Annotated in this window: 27 protein-coding genes and 1 tRNA gene; 13 read left to right on the top strand and 15 right to left on the bottom strand. The window is 61.6% G+C overall.

Features of this window, described 5'->3' with window-relative positions:
* Positions 1 to 91: 91 nt before the first annotated feature.
* Both ACIX9_RS14090 and ygfZ read right to left on the bottom strand, forming a co-directional pair.
* Complete coding sequence (locus tag ACIX9_RS14090) at positions 92 to 760, bottom strand: DUF1844 domain-containing protein (RefSeq protein WP_013581163.1); 669 nt, start codon at positions 758 to 760, stop codon at positions 92 to 94.
* Between the two features lie 56 nt (positions 761 to 816).
* Positions 817 to 1,791, bottom strand: a complete 975-nt coding sequence (gene ygfZ, locus ACIX9_RS14085) for a CAF17-like 4Fe-4S cluster assembly/insertion protein YgfZ (protein WP_013581162.1) — start codon at positions 1,789 to 1,791, stop codon at positions 817 to 819.
* A 133-nt stretch (positions 1,792 to 1,924) separates the two neighbouring features.
* Between ygfZ and ACIX9_RS14080 the strand changes: the two genes are divergently transcribed.
* From ACIX9_RS14080 to ACIX9_RS14040, 9 genes are all read left to right on the top strand, one after another.
* Positions 1,925 to 3,559 (top strand): hypothetical protein, encoded by a 1,635-nt coding sequence (locus tag ACIX9_RS14080; RefSeq protein WP_157477572.1) that lies wholly within the window; start codon positions 1,925 to 1,927, stop codon positions 3,557 to 3,559.
* Positions 3,560 to 3,637: 78 nt separating this feature from the next.
* Entirely contained in the window at positions 3,638 to 4,498 is an 861-nt protein-coding gene (gene mtnP, locus ACIX9_RS14075; RefSeq protein ID WP_013581160.1) for an S-methyl-5'-thioadenosine phosphorylase, read from the top strand.
* A gap of 128 nt (positions 4,499 to 4,626) precedes the next feature.
* Positions 4,627 to 5,571 (top strand): PfkB family carbohydrate kinase, encoded by a 945-nt coding sequence (locus tag ACIX9_RS14070; protein ID WP_013581159.1) that lies wholly within the window; start codon positions 4,627 to 4,629, stop codon positions 5,569 to 5,571.
* A complete protein-coding gene (locus tag ACIX9_RS14065) occupies positions 5,552 to 7,216 on the top strand; it encodes an ArnT family glycosyltransferase (protein ID WP_013581158.1) in 1,665 nt (554 codons plus the stop codon). Before ACIX9_RS14070 ends, ACIX9_RS14065 begins: the two co-directional genes overlap by 20 nt.
* A gap of 34 nt (positions 7,217 to 7,250) precedes the next feature.
* Positions 7,251 to 7,955, top strand: a complete 705-nt coding sequence (locus ACIX9_RS23900; RefSeq protein WP_049789301.1) for an MgtC/SapB family protein — start codon at positions 7,251 to 7,253, stop codon at positions 7,953 to 7,955.
* A gap of 30 nt (positions 7,956 to 7,985) precedes the next feature.
* Positions 7,986 to 8,786 (top strand): diaminopimelate epimerase, encoded by an 801-nt coding sequence (gene dapF / locus ACIX9_RS14055; protein WP_013581156.1) that lies wholly within the window; start codon positions 7,986 to 7,988, stop codon positions 8,784 to 8,786.
* A complete protein-coding gene (locus ACIX9_RS14050) occupies positions 8,783 to 9,697 on the top strand; it encodes a S66 peptidase family protein (protein ID WP_013581155.1) in 915 nt (304 codons plus the stop codon). The genes dapF and ACIX9_RS14050 overlap by 4 nt, the downstream gene beginning before the upstream one ends.
* A 30-nt stretch (positions 9,698 to 9,727) precedes the next feature.
* Complete coding sequence (gene mpl / locus ACIX9_RS14045; RefSeq protein WP_041597807.1) at positions 9,728 to 11,155, top strand: UDP-N-acetylmuramate:L-alanyl-gamma-D-glutamyl-meso-diaminopimelate ligase; 1,428 nt, start codon at positions 9,728 to 9,730, stop codon at positions 11,153 to 11,155.
* 43 nt (positions 11,156 to 11,198) lie between these two features.
* Positions 11,199 to 11,897, top strand: a complete 699-nt coding sequence (locus ACIX9_RS14040; RefSeq protein WP_232298721.1) for a lysophospholipid acyltransferase family protein — start codon at positions 11,199 to 11,201, stop codon at positions 11,895 to 11,897.
* Positions 11,898 to 11,952: 55 nt separating this feature from the next.
* Here ACIX9_RS14040 and ACIX9_RS14035 read toward each other — a convergent pair whose 3' ends face one another.
* The 10 genes from ACIX9_RS14035 to ACIX9_RS13990 all read right to left on the bottom strand — a co-directional run bounded on the left by ACIX9_RS14035 (position 11,953) and on the right by ACIX9_RS13990 (position 20,365).
* Positions 11,953 to 12,699 (bottom strand): SPOR domain-containing protein, encoded by a 747-nt coding sequence (locus ACIX9_RS14035; protein WP_013581152.1) that lies wholly within the window; start codon positions 12,697 to 12,699, stop codon positions 11,953 to 11,955.
* 63 nt (positions 12,700 to 12,762) lie between these two features.
* Positions 12,763 to 13,560, bottom strand: a complete 798-nt coding sequence (locus ACIX9_RS14030; protein ID WP_013581151.1) for a slipin family protein — start codon at positions 13,558 to 13,560, stop codon at positions 12,763 to 12,765.
* Positions 13,561 to 13,709: 149 nt separating this feature from the next.
* Positions 13,710 to 14,411, bottom strand: coding sequence for a porin family protein (locus ACIX9_RS14025; protein ID WP_013581150.1), 702 nt, complete (start codon positions 14,409 to 14,411; stop codon positions 13,710 to 13,712).
* A 42-nt stretch (positions 14,412 to 14,453) separates the two neighbouring features.
* Positions 14,454 to 15,773, bottom strand: coding sequence for an NfeD family protein (locus tag ACIX9_RS14020; protein WP_013581149.1), 1,320 nt, complete (start codon positions 15,771 to 15,773; stop codon positions 14,454 to 14,456).
* Complete coding sequence (locus tag ACIX9_RS14015; protein ID WP_013581148.1) at positions 15,770 to 17,419, bottom strand: tetratricopeptide repeat protein; 1,650 nt, start codon at positions 17,417 to 17,419, stop codon at positions 15,770 to 15,772. The genes ACIX9_RS14020 and ACIX9_RS14015 overlap by 4 nt, the downstream gene beginning before the upstream one ends.
* A gap of 23 nt (positions 17,420 to 17,442) precedes the next feature.
* On the bottom strand, positions 17,443 to 19,089 hold the full coding sequence (locus ACIX9_RS14010) for an ArnT family glycosyltransferase (protein ID WP_013581147.1): 1,647 nt from the start codon (positions 19,087 to 19,089) through the stop codon (positions 17,443 to 17,445).
* 8 nt (positions 19,090 to 19,097) lie between these two features.
* Positions 19,098 to 19,460 carry a DUF3467 domain-containing protein gene (locus ACIX9_RS14005; protein ID WP_013581146.1) on the bottom strand — a complete coding sequence of 121 codons (363 nt, stop codon included), beginning with the start codon at positions 19,458 to 19,460 and terminating at the stop codon, positions 19,098 to 19,100.
* Between the two features lie 118 nt (positions 19,461 to 19,578).
* On the bottom strand, positions 19,579 to 19,860 hold the full coding sequence (locus ACIX9_RS14000) for a hypothetical protein (protein WP_013581145.1): 282 nt from the start codon (positions 19,858 to 19,860) through the stop codon (positions 19,579 to 19,581).
* A 31-nt stretch (positions 19,861 to 19,891) separates the two neighbouring features.
* The gene (locus tag ACIX9_RS13995) at positions 19,892 to 20,122 is read right to left on the bottom strand and encodes a hypothetical protein (RefSeq protein ID WP_013581144.1); all 231 of its coding nucleotides are present in this window, start codon (positions 20,120 to 20,122) and stop codon (positions 19,892 to 19,894) included.
* 158 nt (positions 20,123 to 20,280) lie between these two features.
* Positions 20,281 to 20,365: transfer RNA gene (locus ACIX9_RS13990), tRNA-Leu, on the bottom strand.
* A 175-nt stretch (positions 20,366 to 20,540) separates the two neighbouring features.
* On the opposite strand from ACIX9_RS13990, the gene ACIX9_RS25870 reads away from it, so the two are divergent.
* Positions 20,541 to 20,690: a hypothetical protein gene (locus ACIX9_RS25870; protein ID WP_157477570.1), complete on the top strand. Its 150-nt coding sequence runs from the start codon at positions 20,541 to 20,543 to the stop codon at positions 20,688 to 20,690.
* 160 nt (positions 20,691 to 20,850) lie between these two features.
* Here ACIX9_RS25870 and ACIX9_RS13985 read toward each other — a convergent pair whose 3' ends face one another.
* Positions 20,851 to 21,474, bottom strand: coding sequence for a hypothetical protein (locus ACIX9_RS13985; protein ID WP_013581143.1), 624 nt, complete (start codon positions 21,472 to 21,474; stop codon positions 20,851 to 20,853).
* Positions 21,475 to 21,597: 123 nt separating this feature from the next.
* On the bottom strand, positions 21,598 to 22,173 hold the full coding sequence (msrB, locus tag ACIX9_RS13980; protein ID WP_041597805.1) for a peptide-methionine (R)-S-oxide reductase MsrB: 576 nt from the start codon (positions 22,171 to 22,173) through the stop codon (positions 21,598 to 21,600).
* A gap of 196 nt (positions 22,174 to 22,369) precedes the next feature.
* Between msrB and ACIX9_RS23895 the strand changes: the two genes are divergently transcribed.
* Together ACIX9_RS23895 and ACIX9_RS13970 are read left to right on the top strand one after the other, a co-directional pair.
* Positions 22,370 to 22,807 (top strand): TadE/TadG family type IV pilus assembly protein, encoded by a 438-nt coding sequence (locus ACIX9_RS23895; RefSeq protein ID WP_013581141.1) that lies wholly within the window; start codon positions 22,370 to 22,372, stop codon positions 22,805 to 22,807.
* 56 nt (positions 22,808 to 22,863) lie between these two features.
* On the top strand, positions 22,864 to 23,415 hold the full coding sequence (locus tag ACIX9_RS13970) for a TadE/TadG family type IV pilus assembly protein (RefSeq protein WP_013581140.1): 552 nt from the start codon (positions 22,864 to 22,866) through the stop codon (positions 23,413 to 23,415).
* A 490-nt stretch (positions 23,416 to 23,905) separates the two neighbouring features.
* Here ACIX9_RS13970 and ACIX9_RS13965 read toward each other — a convergent pair whose 3' ends face one another.
* Positions 23,906 to 24,574: a Crp/Fnr family transcriptional regulator gene (locus tag ACIX9_RS13965; protein WP_013581137.1), complete on the bottom strand. Its 669-nt coding sequence runs from the start codon at positions 24,572 to 24,574 to the stop codon at positions 23,906 to 23,908.
* A gap of 179 nt (positions 24,575 to 24,753) precedes the next feature.
* On the opposite strand from ACIX9_RS13965, the gene ACIX9_RS13960 reads away from it, so the two are divergent.
* The gene (locus ACIX9_RS13960) at positions 24,754 to 25,155 is read left to right on the top strand and encodes a DUF6979 family protein (protein WP_041597122.1); all 402 of its coding nucleotides are present in this window, start codon (positions 24,754 to 24,756) and stop codon (positions 25,153 to 25,155) included.
* Positions 25,156 to 25,245 lie beyond the last annotated feature (90 nt).

Raw genomic sequence — 25,245 nt, 5'->3', positions numbered from 1 at the left:
TGATGGCTTTGTTTGACGGCTTAGGCGAAAAACCCCATGTCTCAGGTTCGAGACATGGGGCACCCGCATTTGTGGGGATATGAGCTTTGGGTTAGCGGATGAGGCTGGGGCCGGGGCGGCCTCCGGGGGTAGGTGCGCCTCCGGGGGGTGGGCCCTGGGTGGCTCTGGCCTGGGCGCTGCGGGCGAGGGCCTGGGTGATTTCGAGGAAGGCGAGGCGGAGCTCGAAGAGGGCGCTGTCGATGAGGTGCTGCTCGGACTCTGCGAGGTTGCCGGCGGTTTTGGCGGAGAGGACGGCGAGCATGTCGATGCTTTGCTTGGCTCCGAGGATGTCGACCTGGGGCTGCTGGCCCTCCTGCGCGCCGCCGCCGAGCTGCATGATGGACTGCATATAGACGGACTGGACGATCTGCTCGAAGGACATGGCGGGGGGGTGATCCATGCCGGGATTGGCGGAGCGGATGGCGATTTCCAGGCGCTCGGCGGTGGCCTCAAAGGCGAGGCGGGCCTGCTCCATCTGCTCGGCGGTGGGGGGCGGGGGGAGGTTGGGGTCTTCTGCTTCTTCTGCGGTTACTTCTGTGGTTTCTTCCGAGGTCTCGGTGACGAGGTGCGGGGCGGGGTGCTGCTCGGGTTCCGAGATGGGTGTGGGGGCTTTGGGGGTGGGTTCGGGATCAGGTGCGCGCTCGGATTCGGGGCGGAGTTCGCCTTCGGAGTTGAACTTGCGGCGGTCGTTGATGACGAACGGGAGGGGCTTGTCGGACATGGTCACACTCGATTCAGGACTTGGATCTCAAGGATATCCGATGCAGGGGGGATGCGTCAGGCTGGCTGGGTGCGGGCGGCTTCCGTGGGGAGCTTGACCGCGATGGCGGTGCCGCCGGGGTAGGTGATGGTGGCGGCGCGGTCGAGGGCTTCGCGGCGGATGTAGCCGAGGGCCAGCTGGATGTCGCCGGTGGGGAGGGGGATGCGGGCGGCGCTGGTGATCTCGCCTACGGGTTTTTCGTCGGCGGTGAGGGGGGTGCCTGCGGGCGGGAGGTCGCCGGTGAGGAGGAAGCCGGCGAAGGTGCGGTGGACTGCGCCGCGGGAGTTGATGCGCTCTACGATTTCCTGGCCGAGGTAACAGCCTTTGGAGAAGTGGAGGGCTCGGAGCTGGGCGGTCTCCTGCGGGAGTTCCTTGTCGCGGATGTCGGTGCCGTAGAGGGGGGTGCCTTCGAGGAGGCGGAGGTGTTCCAGGTCATCTTCAGCGGCCTGGGGGATGTTTGCTGCTTCGAGGGCTGCGGTGAGGAGGGCTATGGTTTTGGGGTCTGACCAGAGTTCGAAGCGCGGGATCAGGGGGCTGTGGGCGTGGATGAAGGTGACTTCTGCACCGTTCCAGGTGATCTGGGAGGTTTCGAGGGGGAGGAGGGCCAACGGGGTTAGGCCCAGGTCGAGCAGGGGGCGAAGGGCGGCGGGGCCGATGAGAGTTAGGCCTGCTCGGGTGGGGGAGATGTCTTCGAGTTCGACGTCGTCCATGATGATGAAGCGGTCAAACAAGGCCGTTAGCGCGGGAATTCTGGTCAGGTCGGTTTCGAGGAGGATGGCGTCTTCCGTGGGGAAGGCGGTGAGGTCTGCCTGGATGCGGCCCTGGTTGGAGAGGACGAAGTTGTAACAGCCCTGGCCGGGCGTGAGGGCGGTGATGTTGTTGGTGACCATGCCGTTGAGCCAGCGGGTTCGGTCGGAGCCGGTGACCTTGATCCAGCCTAGATTGGTGATGGGGGCGAAGGACGCGGATTGTAGTAGGGCGGTAAGGGACATAGATGGCCGTGCGTACACTTAGAGTATAGAGATGCGGCGGAGGTAGGGATTGATTCTGGGGATGAGCGGTGGGAAGACAACTGCAAGTGCAAGGGCAACTACGGGGATTCTCCGCTTCGCGCAGAATGACTGCTTGAAACAGACAACTGCAACCGCCAATACTGAGGTTCTGAGCTTCGCTCAGAATGACGACCTAGAACAAGCAACCGCAACAGCCGCTACTGAGGTTCTTCGCTTCGCTCAGAATGACCCGTCGAGTGGTACGAGCGGTTTGGGTTGGGGTAGCCGGGTTTTCCTGCTTGGGTTGATGGTGGGGTGTGCGGTTGGTGCGGGGGCGCAGGCGGCAGCTCCGGATAAGTTGATGACGAAGGAGCAGACGCGAGAGCTGTTCGATTCTGTGGATTCTGTGATGGGGTTTGTGAGTAAGGACTCCGGACTGGCGCCGGTGGAGCATGTGAAGCGGCGGTTGCTGGCGCGGGCGGAGGTGACCCGGTATCTCGAGAAGAACTTTGATGAGGATGAGAGCTCCAAGCGGCTGCAGCGGTCTGAGATCGTGTTGAAGAAGTTTGGGCTGCTGAGCCGGGACTTCAGCTTGCGGCCGTTCCTGTTGAGTCTGCTGACGGAGCAGGTGGCGGGCTTCTACGACTCGCGCACGAAGGTGGTGAACCTGCTGAACTGGGTGGACCCGGAGGACCAGAAGCCGGTGCTGGCGCATGAGCTGACGCACGCCTGCCAGGACCAGAAGGTGGGGCTGGAGAAGTGGTCGAGCAATGGTTTGAAGGGGATCTCCAAGACTGCGAGCGAGGATAATTCACGCGTGCAGGTGGATGAACTGGAGACGGCGCGGCAGGCAGTGACCGAGGGGCAGGCGATGGTGGTGTTCGTCGACTACAGCCTCAAGGACACGGGGCGGACGCTGAAGGATGCGCCGGATGTGGGGCAGAAGATCCGGGAGAGTGCGAGCGATGCGAGCAGCTCGCCGATGCTGGCGCGGGCTCCTTTGCTTCTGCAGCGGTCGCTGCTGTTTCCTTATGGGGATGGGCTGGGGTTTGAGCAGGCGGTGCTGGTGAAGAAGGGTAAGGACGCGGCGTTTGCAGGGGTGCTGGCTGACCCGCCCAGCTCTACGTTCCAGATCATGAATCCGGATGCGTATATGGCGCATGTGCCGGTGCCGGTGTTGCGGATGCCGGATGTTCATGCGGTGCTGGATGCGGAGTATGAGCCGTATGACGTTGGGGTGATGGGTGAGCTCGACGTGGAGATGCTGGTGACGCTGTTTGGCGGGCGCGAGTTGGGGACAGCGTTGGCGGCGGAGTGGGATGGCGGGGTCTACTATGCGGGGCAGCGGAAGAGTGCATCCGTTGCGGACAAGGCGAGTACGGGCTCTGTGGGGTTGGTTTACTTTTCGCGTTGGAAGAGCGAGGAGGCGGCGCAGACGTTTCTGCGCGTGTACGGCGAGCAGCTTCCACGTAAGTACAGCGGGTTGAAGGAACGGAACGCCGACGAGCAGGTGGATGAGCAGGTGTTCTCGACGAGCGAAGGGGATGTGGTGCTTTCGGTTTCGGGGGAGACGGTGTTTGTGTCTGAGGGGATTGGGCTGGCGGCGGCGCGGAAGCTGCACTCCGGGTTTCTGGAGGTGCAGGGGCGTGGGCCTATGAAGATGGCTATGCAGCCAACGCGGGAGCTGACGTATGGGTTGGTGAAGGGGATGGCGGGCTTTGGCGTGATGAAGGCTGGGCTGATGGAACGATATACTGGTGGGCGGTAGTTGTTGAAATGCAAGTGCCAATACGGAGGTTCTGAGCTTCGCTCAGAATGACGACCGTGGATAGATTAGGAGATTGGTTTGGATAAGGTTGAGATTGGGATTATCGGGGGCAGCGGGCTGTATGCGATGCCGGGATTGAGCGGGCTGCAGGAAGTGGCGATCGAGACTCCGTTTGGTGCGCCCTCTGATGCTTATATGGTCGGCGAACTGGATGGGCGCAAGGTTGCGTTTTTGGCGCGACATGGGCGTGGACATCGGATTACGCCGACGGAGCTGAACTTCCGCGCGAATATCTGGGGGATGAAGAAGCTGGGGGTAGAGTACATTCTTTCCGTGTCCGCGGTGGGTAGCCTGAAGGAAGAACATAAGCCTACGGACTTCGTGATTCCGGATCAGTTTATCGATCGTACGTTTGCGCGTATCGGGACGTTCTTTGGCGATGGCGTGGTGGCGCATGTGGGGTTTGGGGACCCGATCTGCTCGGTTGTGGCGAAGGCTTTTGAGACGGCTTGTAAAGAGGTTGGCGTCGTCGGCAAGCTGGGCGGGTCTTATGTGTGCATTGAAGGGCCGCAGTTCTCTACGCGGGCTGAATCGAATCTGTATCGGAGCTGGGGTGCGGATGTGATTGGGATGACCAATCTGCAGGAGGCGAAGCTGGCTCGCGAGGCGGAGATGAGCTACGCGACGATGGCGATGGTGACGGACTATGACTGCTGGCGCGAAGGGCATGACGATGTGACCGTCGAGCAGGTGGTCGCGGTGATGCACCAGAACTCCGGGAATGCGGCTAAGGTTGTGCGGGCTGCTGTGGCTGCTCTGCCTAAGGGCGAGAAGAGCCCTTTTGCTGAGGCTATGAAGTTCGCGATTATGACGGATAAGACGATGATTCCGGATGCTACTAAGAAGAAGCTGGATTTGTTGATTGGGAAATATTTGTAAGAGCAGGGACTAGAGCCTAGGGACTAGCGAGCAAGCAACAACAACAAAAGCAACAGCAAAAGCAAAGACCAATACGGGGGTTCTTCGCTTCGCTCAGAATGACGGGAATTTTTAGTTAGGGAGAGTTGATGTCGATATTGGTTGTGGGTTCTGTGGCGTTCGATACTTTGGAGACGCCGTCTGGTAAGGCGAATAAGATTCTGGGTGGTGCGGCGACTTACTTTTCGCTGGCTGCGAGTTACTTTACCGACGTGCGTGTGATTGGCGTCGTCGGCGAGGACTTTACGGCGGAGCATGAGGCGGTGCTGACGAAGCGCGGCATCGATACTCGGGGCATTGAGCATGCGGATGGGTTGAGCTTTCACTGGACGGGATCGTACTCGGGGAGTTTGAACGAGGCGAAGACGCTGGGGACGGATCTGAATGTGTTCGCTACGTTCTCACCCAAGATCCCCGATGCTTACAAGGACAGCGAGTATCTCTTTCTGGCGAACATCGATCCGGTGCTGCAGGCGGAGGTTCGCAAGCAGATGCCGGAGGTGAAGATGGTTTGCGGCGATACGATGAACTACTGGATCGCAGACCATAACGAAAACCTGAAGAAGGTGCTGAAGGAACTGGATGTGCTGCTGATCAACGACGGCGAGGCTCGTATGCTGGCCGGTGAGCAGAACATGGTGAAGGCGGCCGAGGCCGTGATGGCGATGGGGCCGAAGGCGCTGGTGATCAAGCATGGCGAGTATGGTGCTTCGGCTTTCTTCTGTGACAGGTCGTTCGCAGGAACCGATGGAATTGCGAAGCCTTTCCGTGCGCCTGCGCTGCCTTTGAGTGAGGTCGTCGATCCTACGGGGGCGGGTGACTCGTTTGCGGGTGGGTTCTATGGGTACATCGCTTCGCAGCCGAAGCTGACGCCCGGTGTGTTTCGTCGCGCACTGTTTTATGGCAGCGTAATGGGTTCGTTTGCGGTGGAGAAGTTTGGGACCGAGCGGATGCAGGAGTTGAGCCGCGAGGAGATTGAGAAGCGCTTCGGACTGTTCATGGAGATCTCGCACCTTGAGCACGCGCGGGCGTAGGGGGAGGCGCGGTGGGCCGCTGGTACAAGGGCCGCCGCGTGATCCGGATGCGGTGACGCCGGCGCTGCGGGAGGATATGCTTCCCATCTCCATGGGCGCGGTGGTGCTGGGGTTTATTGCGATTGCGATCTCCGCGATGCGCGGCACGATGATGCTGTATGGCGATGCGGTGGCGCATCTTGGGATCGCAAGACGGATTGTGGATACGAAGTATCCGGGGCTGGCGCAGCTTGGCGGCGTGTGGCTTCCGCTGCCGCATCTGCTGATGACTCCGTTTATCTGGAAGATGGAGTGGTGGCAGGATGGGATGGCGGGAGCGTGGCCTTCGCTGATCTGCTATGTGGTTGGGGTGCTGGGGTTCTACAGGCTGGCGCGGCGGGTGCTGGTGCCGCGTTGGGCGCTGGTGGCCACGGCATTTCTGGCGATGAATGCCAACCTGCTTTATCTGACTTCGACTGCGATGACGGAGCCGTTGTTCCTGGCGTTGATGATCTGGATCACGCTGGTGACGTTGGAGTGTGTGGAGGCGATTGAGGCTGCTCGTCCGCTGGGTGCAGGGCGCAGAATGTTGGGGCTGGGCGTACTGATCTTTTGTGCGGTGATGACGCGGTATGACGGGTGGGTGTTGGGTGCTGCTGTCTGGTGCGTGATCGCATGGACGCTTTGGAAAGAGCCTGCGATGCGGGCTAAGCTTGCGGGCGTGTTTGTTGGGTTCACTCTGATTACGGTTGCGGGGCCGCTGAGCTGGTTCGCTTACAACCATGTGTATGGGCATGACTGGCTGGACTTTATGCGCGGGCCTTACTCGGCGAAGGAGATTGATAGGAAGACGTCGCCGCCGGGGTCCCATCATTACTTTGGCTGGCATGATCCGGCTTGGTCGCTGATGCTTTATGCGCGGACGGCGCAGGTGGATGCTGCGGCGTGGGAGACGGGGTGGCTGGTTGCGGCTGCATCCTTGGCGGGGCTTTGGTTGACGATCAAAAGCAAGGTGCGGTGGAGTGCGCTGCTGCTTTGGATGCCGTTGCCGTTTTATGTTTACTCGATCTCCTATGGGTCTGTGCCGATCTTTATTCCGCAGCTCTATCCGCACTCGTACTACAACTCGCGGTATGGGATGGAGATGCTGCCTTGCTTCGCGTTGTTTGGGGCGGTGGGGCTGAGTGCGCTGGCTGTTTGGCTGAAGCCGCGGCAGCCGCTGGTGGTGCGGTTTATGCAGCCGGTGATGCTGATGCTGATTGTGCTGAACACGATCTGGATGCTGCATAAGACGCCGCTGGTGTTGAAGGAGGCGCAGGTGAACTCGATGGGGCGTATATCGCTCGAGACCGCGCTGGCGAACCAGTTGGTGACGTTTGCGCCGGGTGCGCCGATCATGATGGAGACAGGAAGCTTTGTTGGCGCACTGCAGAAGGCGGGGATTCCGCTGAAGCAGACGTTGACGCCGAGCGACTACTACAAGGGCCTGACGACGCCGGCGGAGAAGGCTGCGTATGTGATCTCGTTTGCCGGCGACGATGTGGCGAAGGCGGTGACGGCGCATCCGGAGGGGCTGACGGAGATGACGATTCTCTGCTCGACCGGGCAGCCTTGTGCAAGGGTGTATCGGTCAGACAGGTTCCTGGGTGCTGGAAACCGGCCTTGAGCATGGGTGCGGTGCTAACATCGCGTGCAGAGCCATGATGATTCCTTCGTCCTTTCATTTCTCTCAGCTCGATCAGTTGCGGCTTTCAAGCGGCACGGCGACGCGTCTGCTGACGTCGATTCTGTTGGGTGGCGCGATTGGATTGGAGCGGGAATGGAGGCATAAAGCCTCCGGGCTGCGGACGAATATGCTGCTGTGCCTGGGGTGCGCTTTCTTCACGCTGCTCTCCGCGAACCTGGCGGGCGAGGGCAATCCAAACAAGGGGCAGGTGGCTTCGAATATCGTTCAGGGCGTGGGGTTCCTGGGCGCGGGGCTGATCCTGCATACACGGTCCAGGGTGCTGGGGTTGACGAGCGCGGCGACGGTGTTTGTGGTGGCTTCGATCGGGATGGCGTGCGGGGCGGGGCTGTATATCGAGGCGGTGATGGCGACCGTGATGGTGCTGGTGGCGCTGCAGTTGATCGGTGTGATGGAGTACAGGATGCCGTGGAAGCAATCCGTGCTGTTGTACGAGGTGCGCGGTCTGCATGAGAGTGTGATGTATCCGGCGATCCTGGACGTGATGGACAAGGCGGGGCTGCGGATGAATGTGGTGGACCGCGACTCGTTTGGGAGCTTGGAACGGGTGACGTTTATGGTGACCGCAACGCGGCATCGTCATGCGGTGCTGCTGAAGGATCTGCGGGACAGCGACGCGACCGACCATGTGACGGCGTATCCGGATGCGGAGCAGGATTAGTAGCAATGATGGTTACAAATTAGGAGAACGATGATTTCTTTTGTGAAGGCTCATGCTTGCGGGAATGATTTCTTGATTATCGAAGAGGCTGTTGCAGGACGCCGTCATGCGGAGTTGGCTCAGAAGCTTTGCTCGAGGAATACGAGTGTTGGTGCGGATGGGATTGAGTTCCTGGAACGTCGGGCGGATGGGTCTTTCTTTCTGCGGCTGTTCAATGCGGATGGCAGTGAGGCGGAGTTATCTGGGAATGGGACCAGGTGTGTGGCGGCGTGGCTCGCGCAGAGTGAGGGGTTGAACGAGGTTGCTCTGGGGACGCATGGCGGGGTGCGGACGTGCCGCGTGATCTCGAGCGATGGGCCGGTGTTTCAGATTGAGAGTGGGATGGGTGTGCCGCGGGTGATGCGACGTGCGATCGAGTTGGAGGGTGTGGGGGTGGTTGAGGGGGCGATGGTGAATGTGGGGAATCCGCATTATGTGCTCTTCGTTGATACAGATGATTTTGGCTCGCATGGCATGACGTGGCAGGAGTTGGGTGGAAAGATTGCAGTGAGCCCGCTGTTTCCGCATGGGACGAATGTGGAGTTTGTGAAGGTGAAGAGCGCGGACGAGATCGAGTTTCGGATCTTCGAGCGCGGGTGTGGGCCTACGACTTCTTCGGGGACGGGGACGTGTGCTTCTTCGAGCGCGGCGATTGCGCTGCGGGATTGCGCGCGGAGTCTGACGGCGGTGGCTGAGGGTGGGGCGCAGAGTGTGGTTTGGCCGTCGAATGGCGAAGCGATGATGTTGACGGGGCCGGCGGAGTTTGTTTGTGTCGGTGAGGTGTTTGCTTGATCAAACCCAAAGCTCTGAAGAAGGGATCGCTGTTGGCCGTGGTTTCTCCGGCTAGTACTCCCAAGGCTGAGTTGGTGGCGGCGGGCGTGGCTCGGCTTGAGGGGTTGGGGTATCGGGTGCGGGTTTCGGCTCATGCGCTGGATAAGGGGCCGCTTTACTATGCGGGGACGGTGGAGGATCGGCTGGCGGATCTTCATGCGGCGTTCGCCGATCCGGAGGTGGATGGGATCGTGTGTGCTCGCGGGGGATGGGGTTCTGCGGAGTTGCTGCCGGGGCTCGATAAGGAGCTGATCCGGACGAATCCGAAGGTGTTTGTTGGGTATAGCGATCTGACTTCGTTCCAGACCTGGCTTTGGAATGAGATTGGATTGGTGAGCTTTTATGCGCCGATGGTGGCGGCGGATTTCTCTCGCTTGGATGCCGCGGAGATGGGATCGTGGGAGTCGGCTTTGGGTGGAGCGGAGGAGTGGAGTGTAGGGGCTGCTGAAGGGCTGCGGGTGCTGAGGCCGGGGAAGGCTGAGGGGGTGCTGACGGGTGGGTGTTTGTCGATCTATGCGGAGGCTTTGGGAACGCCCTATGCCGCTAAGGCTGAGGGCGGCATTTTGTTTCTGGAGGATATCGGGACGAAGCCTTATCAGTGGGATCGGATGCTGGTGCATCTGCGCTATGCGGGGATGCTGAAGGACGTGACGGGAATTGTGTTTGGGGATATGGAGCAGAATGGAGCGGATGCGGAGATTGAGGCTTCGATCCTTCATGCGCTGCGGGAGTTTGAGGGGCCAATCGGGTTCGGGCTGCGGAGTGGGCATGTGTCGGTGGCGAATGTGACGCTGCCGCTGGGGGTGAAGGTGCGGCTTGATCTGACGGGTGAGCCGGAGTTGCGATTTGTTGAGGCTGCGGTGACACGGTAGGCTACAGGTTTGGGAGTTTCGATGACGTTGATGACGGGCAAGAAGCACATACATTTGATTGGGATTTGTGGGACGGCGATGGCGTCGCTGGCAGGGATGCTGCAGGCGCAGGGTCACACGGTGACGGGGTCCGATGCGGCGGCTTATCCGCCGATGAGCGATCAACTGGCGGCGATGGGGATTGCGGTGATGCAGCCTTATGCGGAGCGCAACCTGGATGTGACGCCGGACCTGGTGGTGGTGGGGAATGCGATCTCGCGTGGCAATGTGGAGCTGGAGCGGGTGCTGGATGAGCGGATTCCGTTCAGCTCCATGGCGGCGCTGCTGCATGATGAGTTCCTGGTGGGGCGTGAGTCGCTGGTGGTGGCGGGGACGCACGGCAAGACGACGACCACGTCCATGCTGGCGTGGATCTATGAGACTGCAGCGAAGTATGACGCGAAGTTTGCGCCTTCGTTCCTGATTGGGGGCGTAGCGGAGAACTTTGGCGCGAGCTTTATGGTTCGTGCGACTCGTCCGTTTTTGCTTGAGGGGGATGAGTACGATACGGCGTTCTTCGATAAAGGGCCGAAGTTTCTGCACTACTTTCCGGACGCTGCCATCCTCACTCACGTTGAGTTCGACCATGCAGATATCTACGACGATCTGAATGCGGTGAAGACGGCGTTCAAGCGATTTGTGAACCTGATTCCGCGGCGGGGCCGGCTGGTCGCATACGACGGCAATGTGAATGTGACGGAGTGCGTGGCGAAGGCGTTCTGCGCGGTGGAGCGGTACGGGCTGGCACCGGGATCTTACTGGCGGGTGACGGGGTTGACGGCGGATGAGGGTGGGACGCGGTGGACGTTGGAGCGGGATGGCGAGTTTTTCGCGGAGCTCAAGCTGCCCATGCCGGGCGAGCATAATGCGCTGAATGCTACGGCTGCAGCGGGGCTGGCTGCGGGACAAGGTGTGGCGGTCGAGGCGATCAAGGAGGCTCTGGCGACCTTCCGCAGCGTGAAGCGGCGGCTGGAGGTTCGGGCGGAGGTCAATGGGATTACCGTGATCGAGGACTTTGCGCATCATCCTACGGCGATCCGGGAGACGCTGCGTGCGCTGAAGGCGAGCTATGCTGGGCGGAGGCTGGTGGCGATTCTGGAGCCTCGGTCGAACACGCTGCGGCGCAATGTGTTTGAGGAGGCGCTGGTGGATAGCCTGCTGATTGCGGACCAGGTGGTAATTGCGGGGGTGTTCAAGTCTGAGAGCATTCCAGAGCATGAGCGGCTGGAGCCGGAGGCTGTGGCTGCGGGGCTTCGGGTGCGCGGAACACCGGCTCAGGTGCTCGCGGATGCGGGTGCGATCGTGAAGGTGCTGGCACCGGAGTTGAAGAGCGGGGATGTAGTGGCGATCCTGTCAAACGGCGGGTTTGGGGATATCTATACGCTGCTGCCGGCGGAGCTCGAAAGGCTCGCGGGGTAGACGGTGCGTTAGTCTGGTAAGCGGTATGTTTGCTACGTTCAAGATGCTTTTCGTGTTCTCGTTCTTTGGGTCGATTGCCGGGGTGATCGGGATTCCGATCTCGTTTGTGCTGGGCAACGTTCGGCGGCTGTACAAGATTTCGATGTGGATTGTGCGGACCGGGGTGAGGGCCGCGGGGATCAGGGTGGAGGTCTCGGGCACGGAGCATGTGCCGGCGGGGCAGAGCTGCATCTTCATGTGCAATCACGTCTCAAACCTGGATCCGCCGGTGGTGCTGCCAGCGATTCCGGGGCAGAGTTCCGTGCTGCTGAAGCAGGAGTTGATGAAGATTCCCATCCTGGGGACGGCGATGCGCATGGCGAAGTTTGTGCCGGTGGAGCGTGGGGCGAAGCGGGATGCTGCGGCGGCGAGCGTCACTGCGGCTGGGGAGGCGCTGCGGTCAGGGCTGCATATTCTGGTGTTTCCGGAGGGGACTCGGGCGGTAGATGGGCGGCTGAGCAAGTTCAAGAAAGGCCCGTTCTTTCTGGCGCAGCAGACCGGGGCTCCGGTGATTCCAGTGGCTGTCTCGGGGACTCAGACGATGATGCGGAAGGGCAGTGCGGCGATTACGCCGGGGGTGGCGAAGGTGGAGATGCTGACGCCGATTTTTCCGGGGGAGTATGGGAGCCGCGAGGAGATGTTGCGGGCGGTGTATGAGGCGATTGCAGAGGCTTTGCCGGTGGGGATGAAGCCGGTGGAGTAGAGGTGGTCCAGACCCACGTCCCAGAAGCGGGACATGGGGCACCCGGATTGTGCAGCTATTTGACGATGGCGTTGAAGCCGTCTGCTAGGAGGCGCTGGCGCATGGCGTCGGCGTCCTTCTTGTTCGTGAAGGGGCCTACCTGGACGTGGAGGAGCTTGTCCTGGGGCTCCTGGTGGACGGCTACGCCGTAGCTGCGGCGTTTGAGCGTGGTGACGAGTAGGTCTGCGTCCTCCTGGTGGGAGACGGCGGCGACCTGAACCATGAACTGGCCAACTGCGGCGGGGGAAGCGGTGACCGGGACGGGGGTGGAGACGGCGAGGACACGGGCGGCCTTCGGCTGTTCTACGGGCGCGGGTGCAGGGGCTTCCGTCGTCTCAACGACGCGCTGGACGGCTGCGGGGCGCGTGGGCGGGGCGGAGGATGCCTCGGCGTCCTGGTCGGCAGGCTGCGTGTTGTAGGAGGGTACGGGGCCGGTCTTAATGGGCTGCTGCTGGATGTTCTGGGGCGGGTTGTTGATGGGGCCGAACATGCTGCCGGCACCAGGCTTGAGGATGCCATTGGAGTTAGCGTTGGCCGCGCCGGCGGGGCCTGCGGCGGTCAGGGCGGAGTGGCGGCCGGTGGAGTAGCCGAAGCCGAAGAAGGCCGCGCACAGGACGGCGAGCGCGAAGAAGATGCCGAGAACCATGGTGGTTCCGAGGGTGATTTCGCGGTCACGCTGGCGGTCTTGGACGCGGTCTGGCCGGCTCTGGCGGTGCTGGAGTTCGTCGATGTCTTCGTCGCGGTCGTTGAGCAAGGTGTTCACAGTAATGATGCTCTCGGATTTCCCAGCGAAAGGGAAGTATCTGAGTCGATTCCGTTTTTTGATTTAAGGGTTTGCGATTTCGGAATTGGCATTCGCGACTGGCTTTGCGGGCTCGGTGAAGGTGCGGTTGAGCAGGTTCATGAGCTCCATGGGGAGCGGGAAGACAATGGTGGTGTTCTTTTCGACGCCGATCTCGGTGAGGGTCTGGAGGTAGCGGAGCTGGAGGGTCATGGGCTGGGTGGCCATGAGGGCGGCCGCTTCGACGAGCTTGGCGGCGGCGTTGAATTCTCCCTCTGCGTGGATGATCTTGGCGCGGCGCTCGCGTTCGGCTTCAGCCTGCTTGGCCATGGCGCGGAGCATGTTTTCGGGCATGTCGACCTGCTTGACCTCAACCGAGACGACCTTGAGGCCGAAGGGCGCGGTGTGGCCGTCGATGATGGTCTGGATGCGCTGGTTGAGGCGGTCGCGGTGGGCGAGAAGCTCGTCGAGATCGACCTCGCCGAGGACGGAACGGAGCGTCGTCTGCGCGAACTGGGAGGTCTGGTAGATGTAGTTGGAGACGTTGATGACCGCGTCGATGGGATTGACGACGCGGAGGGTGATGACGGCGTTGACCTTCAGGGTGACGTTGTCACGCGTGATGATGTCCTGCGGCGGAACCTCCATGGCCTCCTGGCGCAGGCTGACGCGGACGATGGTCTGGATGGGCGCAAAGACGAAGATGAGGCCGGGGCCGGCGGCCTCTTTGCCGACGCGTCCGAGCTGGAAGACGACGGCGCGCTCATACTCCTTGAGGATCTTGATGGAGTTGAGGAGGTACAGAATGATGATGACCGGGACAATGAGGAGGGGAAGCGACATGGGATGGGCTTTCTTGAGGGCAGGCGTGCGTCAGCGATGCCTTATGGGGGAAGTGTAGATCAAACGGGGAGAGTGAAGGCGGGAAGTTTTGATGAGAAAAGAAAAGGGCGGGACTGAGCGTCCCGCCCTTCACAGCCAAATCCGGCTGGCTAGAAGCGGATGAAGAATCCGGCGTAGGGCTGGATGGTATAGGAGTGGTTTGAATTGCGGAGGAAGTTCTGGAAGAAGTCAGGCTGCAGGTAGAAGGTCTGACGAATGCCGCCGCGAAGGCCGAAGTGAGTCGTGACGAGCTCTTCTCCGCCTACGGTGTAGTAGAAGGAGCGGACGCCCTCATGCGGGAGGCCCTGTCCACCGCCGGGGGTGGGGCGGAAGTCCATTGCGCCGAGACCGGCCGAGGCATACGGCTGGATGCCGTAGAAGGTGTGGGCTGGGCGGATGAGGTAACCGGCGCTGAGCTCGATGACGTTGGTCTGAATGGCGATGTTCTGGCTGTTCTGGTTGGCGGGCGTGGTCGCGGTGTTGGCGAGGGTGAAGTTATCCGTATAACGGATGTTCTGGAAGTTGAACTCGCCGCCGACCCAGGGTGATTTGCTGTAGCCGACGGTGCCCATGTAGCCGAGCGTGTTGCTGGGCTTGAGGGTCACGGTCTGGTTGAGGTAGTTGGGGCCGTTGGTGGTCTTGGAGAACTCGCCGACGCCGGTGATACCGAGGTCGAGGCGGGCGAGCTGCTTATCGAGAAAGGTGGGGGGCTCGGTGTCCTGAGCGTGTGCGGCGGATGTGAAGGAGGCGGCGCAGGCGGCTCCGAAGAGCAGGGCGGCGATCATGCCTGGGCGGCGAATTGCAATGGTCATGCGAAAGAGACTCCCTTGGGTCGTAAAGGTTGCTTGTTTAGTCTATCCTGCCGGGGTGTTTGGGGTGTTTTTTGAGGCCTCGACGAGGAGCTGAAGGCCGTGGGCTTCGCGGATGAGGACACTCTCGCCCAGGGCGACGAAGGCGGCCGGATCGCGCAGGATGGCCTGCCAGATCTCGCCGCGAACCTCGACCTGGCCGGCCGGTTGAAGGTTCGTGAGCGCGATGGCCAGTCTGCCGATCATGGCGTCCGGGCCCAGGAGAACCTTGTTGCGGCGGGCGCGGAGGGCGATCCACGCCAGCCACAACGTGATGGCCCCCAGGGCGAAGCCCGCGGAGACGGCGGTGGAGGTGTGGACCCGGAGCTCCTGGATGGGGGCGTCGACAAGCGTGGCCAGACCGGCGACAAGGGCAGCCACGCCGGTGAAGGCGAGGATGCCGTGGCTGGCTATCTTGAACTCCAGCAGCATCAGGGCGAGGCCGGCGAGGACCAGCGCGGCGGAGGTATGGCGGACGGGCAGCAGGTTGAGGCCGAAGAGTGCGAGCAGCACCATGAAGGTGCCGAGCGCGCCAGGGATGACCGTGCCGGGGACGTTGAACTCGAGATAGATAAGCAGGACACCGGCGAAGAGCAGGAGGATTGCGAGGTCGGGGTTAGTGAGGGTGGTGAGGAAGCGCTCGCGGGGGGATGGGGGGATGGTCTGGATGGTGGCGGCGGTGAGGTTGAGGGTGATGGGAGTGCCGTCAAAGCGATGGATCGTTTGGCCGTTGAGGGCGGTGAGGAGGGCTGCGTCGTCGGGGGCGACGAGGTCGATGAGATGGAGGTTGAGGGCTTCGGTGTCGCTGAAGGATTTTGAGTCGCGGACGGCTGATTCTGCGGCTTCTACATTGCGGTTGCGGCGGGTGGTGAAGGAGCGGAGAAAGGCGGAGGCGTCGTTTTCCAGCTTCTGCTTCAGGATGGGGTCCAGAGTACGGCCTTCGATGATCGGGTGGGAGGCTCCGGCGTTGGTGCCGGGGGCCATGGCGGCGATGTCGGCGGATTCGAGCAGGAAGAAGCCTGCCGAGCCTGCGCGTGCGCCGGTGGGCGAGATGAAGACGGCGACGGGGATGGGGGAGCGCTCGATGTCATCGACCATGGTGCGGGTGGAGTCGAGCAGGCCGCCGGGAGTGTCGAGGGATAAAAGAACAAGCGATGCATGTAAAGCCGCGGCTTCAGCGAGGCCGCGATGAAGATACTGGGCGGAAACGGGCTGGATGGTGTCGTGGAGGGTGAGCTTTACGACAAGCGGCTGCGGCTGGGCGCGGGCTGCCGGTGCGAGGAGCAGCACCAGCAGGGCGGGCCAGAGGCGCAGGAGGCTGCTCACGGGTGGGCCTGGGGCGTCGCGGCGGGTGCCTGGGATTTGGCCTGAATGGCCTGCTGGAGCTGCAGGACGGCGGCGTTGCGGGGCTCGAGCTTCAGGGCGTTCTGGACGTCCGTGGAGGCGGCGGCGAGCTCGTTCTTCTGGAGGTCAACCTTGGCGAGAACGATGTAAGCGTTGACGCTGGGGGCGAGGCGAATGGAGGCCATGGCCTCCTTGCGTGCGTCGTCCGGGCTGTCACTGAGCTGGCGGACCTGCGCGAGGCCGGTGTGGGCGGTGGCGTTGGAGGGATCGGCTTGGATGGCGGAGAGGAACTGCTCTTCTGCCTCCGGGACCAGGCCCTGGGCCATGTAGTCCTGACCGAGCTGCGTGTACTCCGCGCCCTGCTGTTTGGGCGGCAGGGTGGCGAGCCGCATGGAGCGCATCTGGTCGAGCTGGAAGGCGGCCTGGCGGAAGCTGGCCTCGGAGTAGGTGCGGCGGAGGCGGGTGGTGGGGTCGAAGCCGTCGCCCACGGGTTTGGTGGCGCGGCCGGCGGAGATGAGGGTCTGGAGCTGCTTGAACTCGTTGTCGTTGGGACGGAGCTTGAGGGCGGCCTGGATCTCACGGGAGGCGGTGGCGAAGTCGCCGCGTTTGTAGGTGGCGACGGCGAGGTTGAAGTGGTAGTCCGGGTCGCCGGGGTCCGCGGTGACGGCGCGCTGGAAGAGCGCGGAGGCATCCTTGTTTTGGCGGCTCTGAGCTACGCCCTGATCGTTCACGACCTCAGGCAGCGGCAACCGGGAGGCGACGAATGCGAAGGCAGTCTCGGCCTCGGCGTACTTGGCTGCGTTGAAGCGCGATAGGCCTAGGTAAAAACCGGCCTCAAGCGACAGGCGGTCCGAGGAGGGGACGTGCGCGAGCGTGGCGGCGGCCTTGTCGTAGCTGCGGTCTGCGTAGTACTGCTTGCCCAGGGCGAGCTGCGCGGCGGCGTACGTCGGAGCGTCGAGCGTGGCGACTTCCAGGCGCTTGGTGCGCTCGTCTGAGGCAGTGGCGGAGGTGCCGCGGATGTAGTTCTCAAACGCGCTGAGGCGGATGCCTGCCGAGGCGGAGAGAAAGGTCTGCTCGGCGACCGTGAAGCCGGGCTCGATCTGGCGTGCGACCTTCCAGGCGATGGCGTTTTCGATGTCGAAGAGGCGGGGGAGCTCAGACGAGTCCTGGAGCGGCTGGGAGAGGTGAAGCTTGTTGACCTCAAGCACCTGGGCCTGCACGAGGATGCGGATATTGGTGCCGGTGCCCTGGGTGTTGAAGCTGCCGACGATGACGTAGTCGGCGTCAAGCGTCTGGGCGATGCGGATGGTGGTAGCGCGGGTGGGGCGGAAGTCGACGGGCAGACCGAGATGGTCGAGGGCGAACTGGCGGTCGTCGCGGCTGATGGTGAGGAAGCCGGCCGAGCCCAGGCGCTGATTGAGGGTGTCGGGGAAGGAGTCGCCGATCCAGTTGAGGTTGGGGTTGCCGGAGCGGTTGTCGAACGGCAGGACGAGGACGACGTGGCCGCCGGGCTGCTTTTCGTCGGCTGCGCTGGGCGAGGCCTGGGCCTGGCTCCGAAGCGGGGCCGCCAGGGCGGTGATGAGGAGCGCGGAGGAGGCAAGCAGGCGGGAGAAGGAAGGCTTCAGCACAGGGCGATTATAGTGCTTTGGGCTCAGCGCTGGGGTGGCGTGAGGGATGCTTCTACCACTCGAGGGAAGTGCAGGACGGCGGCCCACTCGCCGTTGCGGCTGGCCTGCCAGACGATCTCGCCATGCAGGATGATGGCGGCCTGGGCGGGGGTGACGTCGTTATGGAAGTCGAAGAAGCGCGTGTCCGAGCCCTGGCTGGAGCGGCTGAGGTTGAAGTGGCCAGGCGGCGGGGTCCACTTGGTGGAGAAGATCAGGGCAGTGTCGTAGGTGCCGGGATCGGTGGCAGCCTTCTCCATCTCGGCGGGGGAGAAGTTGTCGACCGGCGCGATCTTGAGGGGGTGATGGACGTAGCCGAGTTCGGGGTGCTCGAGCTCCGTGGTGGCGGGCCACGCGGTGAGGACCGTCGCGCCGGGGAAGCGGGTTTCGAGGATGTGGATGGCCTGCTGGTGCAGGACGATCATGTCGCGGTAAGTAAGGTTGTCCTCCGGCGCGAAGGCGTAGGGCGGGTTGATGTGCTGGGCGGCGAAGAACGCGACGCCAGTGAGGACGGCCAGCCAGACCCAGCGCTGCAGGCGTTCCTTCCAGATGCAGACGCAGACCAGCAGGATCAGAGGATAGACCGGGAGCAGGTAGCGGGTGAGGAGCGCCCCGCCGAGGATCGAGAAGGCGAAGGCGTTACCCAGGACGATGACCAGCAGCGTGGGCAGCAGAGGCTTGCGGATAGGGGGCAGGGTTTCGTCCGGCCGTCGTGGCATGAGCAGGACGGCCACCGTGCAGAGGACGGGGACGTACATGTTCATGTGCAGGGTCAGGTGTACGGCGCGGTGCCACAGGCTGAGGAGGACTCGCAACGGGGTGAAGTTAGCGGAGGCGTTGTAGCGGAGGAACTCGGGATTGCCGAAGATGAAGCCGGTCTGGTGGTAGTGGTAGGCATACCACAGGGCGAGTGGCAGGATCGGGGTAAGGAGTGCGGTGATCCATCGCCAGGACGGGGCGCCGGGAAATTCTTTGCTTGCTTTTCCTTCGGTCAGCAGACGGACGAACTCCCACAGCGCAAGCGCGCCGGGGGTGATGATCGCGGTCTCTTTGGAGAGCGCCGCGAGCGAGAAGAGGACCGCCACGGCAATGTAGTTGCGGCGCTCGCTGCTTCCGTATGGCTCAAGGTAGAAGGACAGAGCCCAAAGCGTGAAGGCAGCGGCGAAGATGTCGGCGTGCGCCAGTGTGCTTTGCGTAAACCAGATGGGATAGAGCGCGGTGAGAATCGTCACGGCGGCTGCCACGGCATTTCCCGCGACCGACCGAGCCAGCCGGAAGAGGCCCAGCAACGCAGCCGCGGAGACCATGCAGATGAAGGTGCGGGTGGTCCAGGGGGTAAAGCCTGAGATCCACCACCACGCCGCCAGCAGGATCGATGGCAGCGGCGGGTGGGCGTTCGTCAGGGTGGAGTGCGGGATCAGCGAGCCGGTGTGCAGGAAGTCCAGCGCCGCCGGAATATAGTATCCGGCCTCATCCCAGAAGTAGGGCAGGCGCAGCAGCGTCCCGTGCGGAAGGTAGATCCACATGAAGAAGAGCGGGTAGAGAATCCAGAGCGGAAGCGGGTGGCTGACGGGCGCGACGAACTCTGAGAACTTCGGAGCGGGCTTACCGGCGGCCTGAGGTTGGGATTTCAAGACGCGGCTTAGTTGACGGGTCCGCCCGGCTGCGGGATGGGGATGATCTGGATCTTGCCCGGGGGCTGGGGCTCGAGCGTCAGCTGACCGAAGGTGGCCTCGTACTGGGCAAGGTTGTTGCCGAGCACGTTCCAGAGAGCCTTGGCCTGCTGCGGGCTCAGATAGACGCCCTGGAAGTTCTGCAGGGTGACCGCATCAGCCGAATCCTGACGCATGGTGCCGAAGACAAGCTGAAAGTCCCACACGCTCATCCGCACCTGGACGCTGTTGGCGTAGCCATCGCGGTAGGCTTCGGTGTTCGAGATATGGATGGTGGTCTGCGCGTTCGCCTGGTCAGGCTGGTTCGGCTGGTCAGGATTGGACTGGCTCATGAGCTCCCTTGGGTATTGAGACTGGCGCGAGAGGGCTTTGGCCGTCGCTGGATACAGTTTACAGGCAAACGCCCGCAGCCCTGGGGAGACGCTGCAACGTGCCGAGGAACGTGGTCTGTTAGAGCCGTGCCGCAGCCTCGCGTGCTCGCCGCGAACCGAAGTTGCCAAAGACGAGGTTGCTAGGCATCGGAATCCAGTCCGTATGTCCGGGTTCGATGGACCACCAGAGAACGTCGCGGCTGAAGGGCCGGTTCTCGTTGGCGCGATAGTTATCCGTGATGTGGACCTTGATGCGGACGTCGCACTCCAGCAGATCGACCCAGTGGTTCTCGAACTTCAGGTAGCTGCCGCCGGTGCCGCCCAGAGCGTCCTGGTCTCGCTTCCAGGCGTAGCTGTTCATGCTGGCGTTCTGGAGACCGAGGTTACGCGCGTCACCGGGTGCGCCAAAACTGTGTGCCGATGAGGTGGCCCGCGTGCTCGCCTGTACCGGCTGACATGGCTCGCTGTGCAGCCAGATCTCTCTGGGTCAGGGCGATGCTGGGTTTGCGGAGCTCGCCGGTGGCGCTCTTGAAGTAAGGGCCGCTGTTGAACTCGAACTCAGGATAGGGCTGGTTCGTCAGGGGGTTGATGAGGGTCGGAAGGTTCGAGGTGCTCTGGCTCACGATGGGAGGCCTCCGGAGAAACAGGCCGATGATACCACTGGAGATAGCAGAGTTTTGTTTCAGGCAGGAGCCGGGATTCGGAGGCCGGGATTCTGAGGCCTAAGGCAGAGGACGGTCTGGCCGTCCCTGCCGGAGTGCGCTGAAACCCTTGAGGGATTTGGTGCGAAAGGGGGGACTTGAACCCCCACGGATTGCTCCGCCAGATCCTAAGTCTGGTGCGTCTGCCAATTTCGCCACTTTCGCAGTGGTTGAAACGATTGCCTTGAACCCGAAACCCTCGGGGAAGAGGGTGCGAGTACATCCTTATTGTACTTCGTCCGGTTGGCGATTCAACGGGCGGCATGCAGGTGACGAAAGGTTGCCTGGTAACCGGGTCTGTTGATACATCCGCCAAGGTCGATCAGGCGTCACATAGGACATGAGCGAGTCTATTTTGATTGCAGCCGCAGTCGCTGCCTATTGTGTCCTTGCCGCCTGCGACAAGTACCAGCAGCGCCGGCGTCCCAGGCAAGTCGTGTCCCGTATTCACATCAAGGACAGCAAGAACGATCCATCCCTCAAAGGTTGAACAGCCGGTGTGCTGAATGGAACAGCTCCGATGACCGATAAAGGTGTATCGGAGGCAATACCATGGACCCTATCTTCACCCTCAGCTGCTTTGCCGGAATGATCCTTATCCCCTGCCTGCTTGCCGTTCGTCCCTTCTCTGCCGAGTAGTCCAACCGCCGTCACTTTGCCGGCTCAACCGCGTAAAGCTTGAGCTGCTGCTTGATGGCAGCGATCGTGAACGTCTTGAGATCGTTCTCCAGGCGTTGCGAGATAGTCGCATTCCCCACATAGCGATTCGCGCCTGCATTCCAGTCCAGCACCATCGGTTCATTGACGGAGGCATTGGGGGATGCGGCATCCCACAACAGGACGATGCGCGGTGGCATCTTGCCGCCGCCATCCACAAATCCAACTCCCTTGATGCCCTCGCACTGCTCCACCTCCGTCCAGTCATAGCCGACTGTGCGGAGGAATACTGGCGACTGTTGCGCGGGCAGAAAGACCACGCCGCAGCGGTAGACCGTTCCACCCCAGTCCGTGCGGGAGTAGAAGCGCACCGGCAGCATGGTGAAGCTGATGAAGCCTGCGCCGCTTACCTCAAAGCCCTGCTTATCTTGAAAGAGCAATGGTCCGGTGATGCCGGCGACCAGCGAAGGCTTGATCCGTGCATGGGCAGTCAAGGCCTCCTGCCCCGTCAGCGGACGCGCGGAAATCTGGGCTGAGGCAATTCCGCCTCCCAGCAGCAACAGCGCAGCAAACCTGCATAACCGCTCCTCCGCAATAGTCCTGACCTGTAGCTTCATCCCCACCCCTTCGAGCGTCTTTGTGACAGCTGTTAGGATGCCATCTTCCGGCCGCCGGCCCAGGCAGCCCTTTTCTTCGCAGCCGGATTGCCTTTGGCAGAGATAGTTGCCGGGTAAAACGACCTAAACCTTCACAAACTTCAGAGCAGCCGAGTTCATGCAATATCTCAGCCCCGTAGGCTGAGGCCCGTCGTCGAACACATGTCCCAGGTGCCCCGCGCACCGCCGGCAGGAGATCGCCGTCCGCACCATCCCCAGCGTCGAGTCCCGTTTCTCCACTACATTCTCCTTCGCGATCGGCGCCCAGAAGCTGGGCCAACCCGTCCCCGACTCAAACTTGGTCTCTGACGAGAATGCCGCAGTTCCACAACAGACACACTGGAAGATCCCCTTCCCATGCTCATCCCAGCTCTCCCCGGAGTAAGGCCTTTCCGTTCCTTCCGTCCGAGCTACGTCGTAGGAAATAGAAGAAAGCTGCTGCTTCCACTCACCCTCCGTCTTCACCACACGCGCCACGGAGCGAGGCCCAATCCGCTTCCCATCCGCACCAAACTCCACGACCGTCACCATCGGCGGCAACTCCGCATCGCTCGCCGCCAGCGCAGGCTTGCTCCGCATCGACCATGCCACCGCACCACCCACCGCCAAAGCTGCAGTCGCCAGAAACGCACGCCGATCCCGAATCTCGCTCATCGCCATACCCTCACTGATAGGACGCTCCCCACTGCCATTCGGATACATTCCACTTCCGCCGCACAAACGTTGTAGACCCCTTGTTCTAAACCGAACATCCTCGGTTGTGACGCAGTGAAAAGATCAGAAAGTATTTGAAGCAGCTACGGCTCTATCGATAGCCAGCCAAACCCCAAACTCTTACGAGCAACGGAGGACAGACATGAAACGTATTCTCGAACAGGAACAAGGCTCCAGCCTTCTGGAAGCTGCCATCCTCATGCCGGTCCTTCTCTTCGCGCTCGCCGGTTCGGTTGACTTCGGTCACCTCTTCTATCTCCGCATGGCCTTGTCCTCTGCGGCCGCCGCCGGCGCAGCGTATGGCACGCAGCATCCGTCGGATACCGCCGGGATGATCTCCGCCGTGCAGCTTGACGGCTCGGACGTTCCAAACCTCACCGCCGCCGCAAGCTATGGCTGTGAGTGCGCGGACGGAACCCTGGCCAGCGCCGCCTGCACCACGGTCCCCACCTGCCCGGTCAACGTCATCAACTACGTGGATATCCAGGCCTCGTACAACTACAGCCCACTGATCGCCTTCGTCGGCATCCCTTCCACCTTTCCTCTCCAGGAGCGGGCCCGTATGAGGACCGCGCACTAAGCGGTCGTCACCCTTGCGTCCCTCACCAATCAGAGTTCTTCGGATGAGTGAACCCCATGCAGAGCAAAAATCCCGACAGCACCAGCCTTCAATCGAGCAAACAAGCACCCACGCCCAACCATGCGCCACACGTCGCCCGCCTGTCGGATGAAAGTGGAAGCGCCCTCGTCGATTTCTCGCTCAGCATCATCCTCTTCCTGCTCGTCGTCTTCGGCATCATGGATTGCTCCCGCGCCCTCTTCGTCGATCACTTCATCGCCGTATCCGCCCGCCAGGCCACCCGTTACGCCATGGTCCGCGGCTCCTCCTGGAACGGAATCGCCTGCTCCAGCAAGCCATATGCCTGCACCGCGACCAGCGCGGACATCGCCGCCTATGTCATGACGCTGGTCCCCATGGGTGTGGATCCCAGCCGCCTCGTCGTCAACGTCACCTGGCCCGGAACCATGTCATCGGGCACCCAGTGTACCGGCGGCGGGGCTGCCGTCAATCAGTCCGGCTGCATCGTCGTTGTCAACGTCTCGTATCCCTTCAGCTTTGTGCTTCCGTTCATGCCTCGCTCCGCCTGGGCCTTCGGAAGCCGGTCGTCCATGACCATCGCCTACTGAGGAGACATTATGGAAAGAACCTTCGCCATCGTGAGCAAGATCAGGCCCTTTCGACCCAAGCCCTCCAGGCCAAGGCGACGGGCCAATCGCATCCTCCGCATTGCATCCCTGCTCAATCGCACCCCACCCCGGTGCCCCATGTCCCGCCTCTGAGGCAGGGGCGACCGTGTACTCACCCCGGTCGCCGCCCCACACGCCGTCTTACCCTTCCCACCCCTTCGGATTCGCATCCTCCGGCAAGGTGTACAGTGCCAGGATGCAGGGTGCCAAAACCATCAACAGGAAACAAACGATAACAAACATGGTCCTCATAGACGTTACTCCCGGGGTCATTTACAGCTCGAAACTGACACAGCGGAATCAATAGCCGAGGCTACGATCTCAAGACTTGATGCTGCCTCGGTGAAGACGGCAGTGCAGCCAGGCGATGAAACTTCCAGGTATATTCCAGGTACAAACGATCAGAGACGCTTAGGGTGATCCGCAGCCTTTAAGGCTTGAGCAGCACGTCCAGCAATCCACGCTTCACCCGGATTCGAATATTGCTTTCATATTCGATATACCCGAGTCGTCGGAAGCTGTTCATGAAACCGTTGACCCGCGAACGCGTACACCCCACCATCGCAGCCAGAACATCCTGGCTGATCAGCGGCACCAGCCGTTCGCTGCCGTCCGTGTTCCCGTAGTTCGAGAGCAACAGCAACGTACGCGCCAGGCGTTTCTCGCTGGAGTTGGAAAGTTGATCGATCAGGTCCGCCTGGATTCGGTCCGCACGCGCCAGCAGATAGGCCACAAAGATCCGTGCCATCTCACTCTCGTCCTGCAACAGGCGAAACATCTCGGTGCGTGAGATCCTCAGAAGCGTTGCATCGGTCAGGGCGCTCGCGGTCGTCATGCGCGTCTGGCGCACGGAGGATAGGCATTCCTCGCCTACAAAATCCCCTCGCCCCAGCAGCGCAATCGTCGCCTGCTTGCCCACCGCGGTCACTGCGCTTAGTGTCAGGTCGCCGTCCTGCACATAATAAAGGCAGTCGGCTTGATCCCCCTGAACGTAGAGGTTTTCACCTCTGCGCAATGTTGTTAGACTTCGGCCCGTGTTCGTCTTCGATAAAAACTGTTCTGTGTTAAAACTGTGGTCGACCCGAGAAAACTGCTGCATCCTTGACCCACTTTCATATAAAACTCAAGTTGAAAGCGCTCAGTGTTTTGCCAATACGAACAAAACTACAGTCATTTATGAATACCAAAAACGTAGGAAGACTTATGTTCTCTATTACACACTTTTCTGAAATAGATGCAAAATCTTTTTGCCCTGATACCCTAATCTTTGGAGATTCAATGGCAAACCGGTACGGCGAAGCAGCATTAATGGCAGTCCGCATGGAAACCTACGGCAAAAACCCCAGCCCGCTGGAGCGTTGGGACGATGCCGTCAAAAAGCTCTACCCCACCACCCCCGCCGGTCAGAAGAAGGGTGGACCCCGCACCGCCTTCCTCGGTCTCTGTGAGGCCGGCCTCGTCAAGGGCATCCACGGCGACGCCTTCGCCTCGCAGCACAACCGAAACAAGACCTACGCCGTAGAGGCCGTTAAGCTTCTCCAGGCCGGAACACACAAATCCGTCACCCAGCTTTGGGCCGCCGTCACGGAAGGCGATGAAGTAGCCCATGCCGCCCAGATGGACGTAGTCCTCGCCCTCTGGAAGAACGGCCTCATCCTCCCCGTCCCACCGCCCGAATAAAAGCAGACACCCGATAGAACAGCGGCGAAGCAATAGCCTCGCCGCCAGTTCTGTCCGTTCTGATCTTGCTTTTATCTATCGTGTCCGCGC

The sequence above is a fragment of the Granulicella tundricola MP5ACTX9 genome (assembly GCF_000178975.2).
Lineage (GTDB): Bacteria > Acidobacteriota > Terriglobia > Terriglobales > Acidobacteriaceae > Edaphobacter > Edaphobacter tundricola.
Note: the sequence above shows the minus strand (reverse complement) of the source record. Positions and strands in the feature narration are given on the sequence as shown.

Coding starts and splice junctions, on each gene's coding strand:
- ACIX9_RS14090 (WP_013581163.1), bottom strand. CDS start 760: ATGTCCGACAAGCCCCTCCCGTTCGTCATCAACGACCGCCGCAAGTTC.
- ygfZ (WP_013581162.1), bottom strand. CDS start 1,791: ATGTCCCTTACCGCCCTACTACAATCCGCGTCCTTCGCCCCCATCACC.
- ACIX9_RS14070 (WP_013581159.1), top strand. CDS start 4,627: ATGTCGATATTGGTTGTGGGTTCTGTGGCGTTCGATACTTTGGAGACG.
- ACIX9_RS23900 (WP_049789301.1), top strand. CDS start 7,251: ATGATGATTCCTTCGTCCTTTCATTTCTCTCAGCTCGATCAGTTGCGG.
- dapF (WP_013581156.1), top strand. CDS start 7,986: ATGATTTCTTTTGTGAAGGCTCATGCTTGCGGGAATGATTTCTTGATT.
- mpl (WP_041597807.1), top strand. CDS start 9,728: ATGACGGGCAAGAAGCACATACATTTGATTGGGATTTGTGGGACGGCG.
- ACIX9_RS14040 (WP_232298721.1), top strand. CDS start 11,199: ATGCTTTTCGTGTTCTCGTTCTTTGGGTCGATTGCCGGGGTGATCGGG.
- ACIX9_RS14030 (WP_013581151.1), bottom strand. CDS start 13,560: ATGTCGCTTCCCCTCCTCATTGTCCCGGTCATCATCATTCTGTACCTC.
- ACIX9_RS14025 (WP_013581150.1), bottom strand. CDS start 14,411: ATGACCATTGCAATTCGCCGCCCAGGCATGATCGCCGCCCTGCTCTTC.
- ACIX9_RS14005 (WP_013581146.1), bottom strand. CDS start 19,460: ATGAGCCAGTCCAATCCTGACCAGCCGAACCAGCCTGACCAGGCGAAC.
- ACIX9_RS14000 (WP_013581145.1), bottom strand. CDS start 19,860: ATGAACAGCTACGCCTGGAAGCGAGACCAGGACGCTCTGGGCGGCACC.
- ACIX9_RS25870 (WP_157477570.1), top strand. CDS start 20,541: ATGAGCGAGTCTATTTTGATTGCAGCCGCAGTCGCTGCCTATTGTGTC.
- ACIX9_RS13985 (WP_013581143.1), bottom strand. CDS start 21,474: ATGAAGCTACAGGTCAGGACTATTGCGGAGGAGCGGTTATGCAGGTTT.
- msrB (WP_041597805.1), bottom strand. CDS start 22,173: ATGGCGATGAGCGAGATTCGGGATCGGCGTGCGTTTCTGGCGACTGCA.
- ACIX9_RS23895 (WP_013581141.1), top strand. CDS start 22,370: ATGAAACGTATTCTCGAACAGGAACAAGGCTCCAGCCTTCTGGAAGCT.
- ACIX9_RS13970 (WP_013581140.1), top strand. CDS start 22,864: ATGCAGAGCAAAAATCCCGACAGCACCAGCCTTCAATCGAGCAAACAA.
- ACIX9_RS13965 (WP_013581137.1), bottom strand. CDS start 24,574: ATGCAGCAGTTTTCTCGGGTCGACCACAGTTTTAACACAGAACAGTTT.
- ACIX9_RS13960 (WP_041597122.1), top strand. CDS start 24,754: ATGGCAAACCGGTACGGCGAAGCAGCATTAATGGCAGTCCGCATGGAA.